We start from the raw sequence: 248 nt of genomic DNA, 5'->3' as shown, positions 1-248 counted from the left end.
ATCGTTAATAGCCCATAAGCGTTTATGCTTATCATACTCAATACCAGATACTTCTTTGAGCCTAGGGTCAACAGAAATCATTTTTTTGCTATACAAGGTATAAATAGCAGAGCCTATATATGTGGCACTAAAAATAAACAGAGCAGCAATAGAAAGTAGAATGCTTTTTTTCAACATCAAATTAATATATTTCAGAATGTTAATTAATATATCGTTATTATCGCTGATGGTAGAAGAGAACTAAAGAC

1 protein-coding gene is annotated in these 248 nt (G+C 31.0%); it reads right to left on the bottom strand.

Annotated features, from left to right (window positions below; all coding sequences use genetic code 11):
- On the bottom strand, nucleotides 1-180 hold a 180-nt coding region (locus tag AAEY83_RS17540; RefSeq protein WP_351061231.1), incomplete at its 3' end, for a hypothetical protein.
- Nucleotides 181-248 lie beyond the last annotated feature (68 nt).

This window comes from Psychrobacter sp. TB20-MNA-CIBAN-0197 (assembly GCF_040309765.1).
Lineage (GTDB): Bacteria > Pseudomonadota > Gammaproteobacteria > Pseudomonadales > Moraxellaceae > Psychrobacter > Psychrobacter submarinus.
This window is presented reverse-complemented; position numbering and strand designations above follow the sequence as displayed.